Raw genomic sequence first — 5,403 nt, 5'->3', positions numbered from 1 at the left:
TCCGCCGCCGTCGACTGAAGAAACGACCCCCAGACCCGCCATGACCGTCACCCCGCCCCCGATCGCCGCCCAGCCCGCGCCCCAGCAGGCCGCCGCCGCCCAGCCCGCTCCCGCCGCGCCCGCCGCCCCCGCGCCCGAGCCCAAGAAGCGCGTCCTGTGGACCGTGGTCGCCGCCGCCGTCGCCGTGCTGGGGGTGCTGCTGGTGCTCTACGCCTGGCGCCTGCCGCCCTTCACCGGCGACGTCCAGCGCACCGACAACGCCTATGTCCGCGGCCAGGTCACCCTGATCAGCCCCCAGGTGAACGGCTATGTGACCCAGGTGCCGGTCAAGGACTTCCAGACGGTCCAGCCCGGCCAGCTGCTGGCCCAGGTCGACGACCGCATCTACCGCCAGCGGGTCGAACAGGCCCAGGCCGCCCTGCACGCCGCCGAGGCCGCCCTGGCCAACTCGGCCCAGTCCCAGGCCTCGGCCCGCGGGTCGGTGGCTCAATACGCCGCCACCATCGCCGGCGCCCAGGCGACCCTGGCCCGCGCCCAGGCCGATGCGAACCGCGCCCGCACCCTGAAGGAAGGCGGCTGGGTGTCCCAGGCCAATGTCGACGTGGCCGAGGCGGCGCTGCGCAGCGCCCAGGCCCAGGTCGCCCAGGCCCGCGCCCAGCGCGGCATCGCCGAGACGGGGGTCGAAAGCGCCGTGGTCAACCGCGACGCCCTGGCCGCCCAGGTCGAGAACGCCCGCGCCGCCGTGCGCCTGGCCCAGATCGACCTGGCCAACACCCGCATCACCGCCCCCCGCGCCGGCCGCCTGGGCGAGGTCGGCGTTCGCCAGGGCCAGTACGTCACCGCCGGGACCCAGCTGATGGGCCTGGTCCCCGACGTCGTCTGGGTCACCGCCAACCTGAAGGAGACGCAGATGCGCGACATCCGCATCGGCCAGCCCGTCGAACTGTCGGTCGACGCCTTGGGCGGCCAGACCCTGCGCGGTCACGTCGAGCGCATCGCCCCCGCCGCCGGCAGCGAGTTCAGCGTCATCCGCCCCGACAACGCCACCGGCAACTTCACCAAGGTCGCCCAGCGCATCCCGGTGCGCATCGCCATCGATCCGGGCCAGCCGGCGGTGGAGCGCCTGGCGCCGGGTATGTCGGTGGTGGCGAGGATCGATACGGGTGGGTGAGGTGCGCGTCGCGCCAGGAGCGCTCGTGCAGAGCGGCAGATGCAGCTCATGCAGTTTCGCAAGGTACGGGCATGTGAGACGCAGCATCCGTCGTTCCGGCGGAATGGTTCTTTCGGAGTTGGATGGGGTCTCCGTTCGAGTCGGTCGTCTCGAAGCCAATCTGAACCGCGAGTTCTTCGACACCTTTACGGTGCGCTGATGTGCTAGAGATCACGCTGTGACGCTTGACGACGTGGAGAGTGCCTGCGTCGCTGTAAAGCTTGCTTACTGAATCGTGGTGGGCGTTGAGAACTAACACTGAAGCACCCCGGCTCGCAGCGGCTACGGCCTCCGCTTTCAAGCGCTCTTGGTCGGCCCAAGAGAAAATATCCTCATTGTACTTTAGAAATCCGTTATTGTTGCGAGCCACAGTATATGGCGGGTCGATGAACACAAAGTCACCCGCTCTAGCCTGACTTAGCGTCGTGCTAAAATCCGATGCACTGAGCTCGGCATTGAGGAGGGCCTTTGAAACAGCATCGAAGTCGTCCGTTGGAAGTATGACGTTGTTCTTGGTGCCACGCGGCACATTGAACTCACCCTTCAAATTAACTCTATAAAGGCCGTTCCAGCATGTTCGGTTAAGGTAGAGGAAGCGTGCGGCTTCCTTAATGGCATCGGCCTCGGGCGTAGCTCGCGCGACGTAGTAGAACTCATCTGAATGTCGACTTGCGTATGCCCGTAGCGCAGCAATGACGCCGTTCGGATTATCTCGCAGCGCTTCGTAGGTTGCAACCAGTCGAGCGTTCTTGTCGGACAGCACAGCGCGATCCGGCCTCAGCGCGAAGAAGACTGCCCCGCCGCCAAAAAACGGCTCCAGGTATCGATCGTAACTCTTTGGAAAGAGCCATGAATATGACCGAGCAAGCCAGCGCTTTCCGCCTGCCCACTTGAGAGGCGGTTCAATCATCGGATCGCAAGATGCCGTTTTGTGTGAGTTCTGAGCATACGCTGTTGAGTATGTTTATGTCTGCGTCTTTATACTTCTTACCAAAAGGATGAGCGGGTATGCGGCGTATGCGGTTAACTTCATCGAACCATTTAAGATATCGGGCCGCATGCCCTTCTTCTGGAAGCCTAATGCTAAGCGTGTCTGCGAACAGAGGCCAGTTTTCTTTCTGCTCGACGATTTTCCGGAAATCTATGAAGTCAATGTAGGTCTCTAGTGGTCCTTGTTCTTCCGGATCCACGCCAACTTGCTTCTCAAACGCCGATTTCAAGATCTCCTTGTTTTTGACAGCGGCCTGCAAAAACTTGTCCTCGCCAAACTCTTCCTTAAGCTTTTCTACGATGAATTCTGGAACTTGCTCTTGAATAATCCTGACTTGACGATCTGCGGTAGAGGTTTGCGCTTCGGCAACCTCCTTGAGGAAGTCGTCGTAGCCCGGCGGTGTAAAATCCTGATGGTCGGCTTTGATCAAGTCTGCGATCCGGATGAAATACCGGACTGGTCCACCAGAGCCGAACGGGACGCTGAATCGATCAGAGAATTCCTTATCGTTGGCGTGCGTCACGAAGCCAAGAGCAGGGGTCAGGTAAGTGCTAACCTCCTGCAACAGCTCGGTCTCAGCGAGGTTGCGCGGATCAACGCCGGTGCTGGTTTGTATGTAGCGGCACAGTTCCCCTAGGAGCCGAATGTAAGCCTCCACGCCGACGTTCGTGCACAGAAGACCAGCTTTCCCGCTGTCCCAACGGATTGGGTTGCTGTTTCGGACCAAGTCAAAATAGCCTGACAGCACCATTGTAGCTGTTTCAATGGTCTGGCTCGGCCGATCGCCCCAGAACGGGCCTTGAATGAACTTGGCGGGCTTGCTCTTGAGCGCGCCGAGAAGACCAGAGCTAACGAGAGCATTGACTATGGATGTGAGGGTAAGTGTGCGCTCAGGCCCATCCGGTAGGTCGGCGCTCTTAAACCGGTCTTCGAAAGGCCCTCCGGTTTCGGCGCGAAGCTGGTCGATGACCCGAGCTGCTATGGCTCGCATCTGCTTCTGCTTGTCCTCGGAGTGGAGGTCTTGCTCGCCGCGCAGTTCGTCAAGAAGGCCAGCTGAGACCTTTTTTTGCTGGCTGTTGATGGTCTTGAACAGCTTTCCTTCCTCCGGGTCGTCCATCTCTTCGAATGCGATGACAGGGACACGGTGGTTTCCGTTGGGGTCGTCAACCTCAGCGTAAGCATAAAGTCGGTGTTGGCCGTCGATGATCCAGGCCGACTTGTATTGGTTCGGAAGATACAGTGTACCCATCGTAGTACCGTCCTCTGTCTGAGGAGCGGCGAGGTCGAAGCGCACAGCCGACTTGAAGTTCATGATGATCGAGTTGGGAAAATAGCCGCCCTCGTTGATGAACTTGGCTACGCTTTGGAGGCGCGCTCGGGTGATCAGACGCTGGTAGCTCGGGGCGGCTTCGGGGTCTCTCAAATCGCGGTGGTTAACGAATGATATCGGAAGCAGCTTCCGAGCCGGGGCAACGAAGATATATGCGGGATACTTCCCGATCCTCGTTTTGATGGCGGGAAGCTTGACGTCTGAAAGAGCATCAATCTTCGTTTTCGCCAGGTAGGATGCGTGAAACTGAAATCTCCCGGAGGGGCCTAGGCGCTTCGCGATCTCGGAGTAGTATCGCAGCTCGGCTTCTGTAACGACCCGGATGTTGTGTTCCTTGGCGATAGCTAGGTCAGGCTTGCTCCATTCTATATTCCTCGTCACGAACAACCATAGGAACTTTTGATCGGTGATTTCCGGCGACTTGGACTTCACAGCTTTAACGATGGCTGCCTTGTTGGCAGCGAACTCGCCCAAGTCCTTCCGCAACGCACGCTTGCTGCGCTTCTCGCAGGCTTTGCATTCAGCGACGACGACGGTTTCGTCGTCGAAGGCCAGAACATCGATTTGCTTGGTAATTGCTTTCCCGCCATGCTGGGTTAGCTCAACGGTGAACTGCCGCCCAGCGTTCAAATTGGGGTAGCCGAAATAGTAGAGGACGGTCCAGAAGTCGTTCTCAAGCAGTTCGTCGAAGGTTTTGGTCCGGCGCAGCCTGGTGGCCTTGCCTTTGCCCGGAACGACTTCCCACCCTTCTTCGACTAAGGCTGGTGCCTTCGGCGCCGCAACGGTCTGCATTTCGTAACGGACTTTACGCCGTTTGAACTCTGCGATCCGAGCACTTCGCTCGCTGACCAATGGTCCCAGCATTCGCCACCCCGAGGACTGATTCTTCAGCGAGGTTAAGCGGTTGCTAGCGTTCGCGCCATGCTTGTTAACGGCACACTGACTGGGTGATCAGGAAATAACGCTATGATCGACACTATGCCCCGAAAAAACTTACGTCCAGCAAGAGCCGCGAAGAGTGAGAGTTGGTCATAGCGCGACTAATCGACGCCCTGCTCAAAAACCACCGTCGCCCGATACCGCTTCGAGTCTGGACCAGCCACCCCTCACCGCCGCCCCATCCTCGCCGCCAGCAGATGCACGTCATGCGCGCGCATCCGCTCGAAATTCCCCAGCCCCAGCGCCAGGGCGCGCATGATCTCCAGGCGGCGGGTCTCCTCGGGGTGGAGGGGCAGGTCGGGTTCGGCGCGGGCCAGTTCCGCGTCCATCTGGCTCACCATGTCTGAAAGGGCTCGGTCGTTCATCTGATCCTCCGTCGCGCCACCGACGGGACCAGAAAGCAGAACCGGAACGAAAAGGGAACACGCCTTCGCGCCCGGCCTGTGGGCGGCGGTCCGGCGTGTGTGGATTGCAACGCGCCGTCGGCGCCCCCTCCGCCGCCCTGCCGGGGCGTCCGCGGGACGAACCCGAAAGGACGACTTGCGATGGCCGGCCCCGCCCGACCCGCATAGTTGATCCCGACCAGCGTCATCGGAAGACGAATGTTTTCATACCCCTGACCCTCTACTCGATGGACAGTCGGGACAATCGACGCGCCTGGGTCGCCGGTCGTGGCAGGCTTTTCGGGTCTCGAAATGTAGAGATCTCGACCAATTCTGCAGGTGAATCTCCATGCGCGCCCACCCCGCGACCACCTATGTCCGCGCCGGTCCCCAGACCTGGGGCCGGATCCGCGAGGCCTATCTGTCGGGCCTGTCGGCCCCCACCGTCGCCGCCCGCTTCGGCGTCAGCGTCGCCGCCATCCGCAAGCGCGCCGCGCGCGAGGGCTGGACCAAGGCGGCGATGGGCGACGCCTCCGTCGCCGCTTCGTGG

Annotated in this window: 5 protein-coding genes; 2 read left to right on the top strand and 3 right to left on the bottom strand. The window is 61.1% G+C overall.

What is annotated here, in order from left to right; genetic code table 11:
* The coding region (locus tag ACE3P2_RS18195) for an HlyD family secretion protein (protein WP_374267087.1) at positions 1-1,171 on the top strand (1,171 nt) is incomplete at its 5' end.
* 46 nt (positions 1,172-1,217) lie between these two features.
* Here ACE3P2_RS18195 and ACE3P2_RS18190 read toward each other — a convergent pair.
* From ACE3P2_RS18190 to ACE3P2_RS18180, 3 genes are all read right to left on the bottom strand, one after another.
* A complete protein-coding gene (locus tag ACE3P2_RS18190) occupies positions 1,218-2,120 on the bottom strand; it encodes a DNA adenine methylase (protein WP_374267085.1) in 903 nt (300 codons plus the stop codon).
* Entirely contained in the window at positions 2,113-4,323 is a 2,211-nt protein-coding gene (locus ACE3P2_RS18185; protein ID WP_374267083.1) for a DGQHR domain-containing protein, read from the bottom strand. Before ACE3P2_RS18185 ends, ACE3P2_RS18190 begins: the two co-directional genes overlap by 8 nt.
* 314 nt (positions 4,324-4,637) lie before the next feature.
* Complete coding sequence (locus ACE3P2_RS18180; protein WP_374267081.1) at positions 4,638-4,835, bottom strand: hypothetical protein; 198 nt, start codon at positions 4,833-4,835, stop codon at positions 4,638-4,640.
* Between the two features lie 367 nt (positions 4,836-5,202).
* Here ACE3P2_RS18180 and ACE3P2_RS18175 point away from each other — a divergent pair.
* Positions 5,203-5,403 (top strand): hypothetical protein (locus ACE3P2_RS18175; RefSeq protein ID WP_374267079.1); only part of this gene is annotated, 201 nt, incomplete at its 3' end.

It is taken from the genome of Zoogloea sp. (assembly GCF_041911615.1).
Taxonomy (GTDB): Bacteria; Pseudomonadota; Gammaproteobacteria; order Burkholderiales; family Rhodocyclaceae; genus Zoogloea.
This window is presented reverse-complemented; position numbering and strand designations above follow the sequence as displayed.

Bases quoted from the DNA above. Each gene is read 5' to 3' on its own strand.
- ACE3P2_RS18190 (WP_374267085.1), bottom strand. From the start codon at position 2,120: ATGATTGAACCGCCTCTCAAGTGGGCAGGCGGAAAGCGCTGGCTTGCT.
- ACE3P2_RS18185 (WP_374267083.1), bottom strand. From the start codon at position 4,323: ATGCAGACCGTTGCGGCGCCGAAGGCACCAGCCTTAGTCGAAGAAGGG.
- ACE3P2_RS18180 (WP_374267081.1), bottom strand. From the start codon at position 4,835: ATGAACGACCGAGCCCTTTCAGACATGGTGAGCCAGATGGACGCGGAA.